Here is a 262-nt window from a genome sequence, read left to right as displayed (position 1 = left end):
CGTTTAGGGTAAGTACAAAAACTATGTATTTTTTTTATTATTTATTCTTTAGGAGCTTGAGTAAGCGCACCAACTTCTAGAAGGGGCGATGCATCTAATTTATCTGCATCCATCATTGCGGCTACACGCTGCATTGATGAGAGTAAAAGGCTCTGTTCCCATTCAGCAAGTGCAGAAAACTTTTCAATAAAGTGTTCTTGCAATGGCTGAGGTGCTTTATCAAGTAACTCTTTTCCTTTATCGGTGAGGTATAAGCTCACTC

At 38.9% G+C, this 262-nt stretch carries 1 pseudogene; it reads right to left on the bottom strand.

Annotated elements, in window-relative coordinates:
- Window positions 1-41: 41 nt before the first annotated feature.
- Window positions 42-262, bottom strand: a pseudogene (locus AAEY83_RS16095) (hypothetical protein); the annotation flags it as partial.

Source organism: Psychrobacter sp. TB20-MNA-CIBAN-0197, assembly GCF_040309765.1.
GTDB lineage: Bacteria > Pseudomonadota > Gammaproteobacteria > Pseudomonadales > Moraxellaceae > Psychrobacter > Psychrobacter submarinus.
Note: the sequence above shows the minus strand (reverse complement) of the source record. Positions and strands in the feature narration are given on the sequence as shown.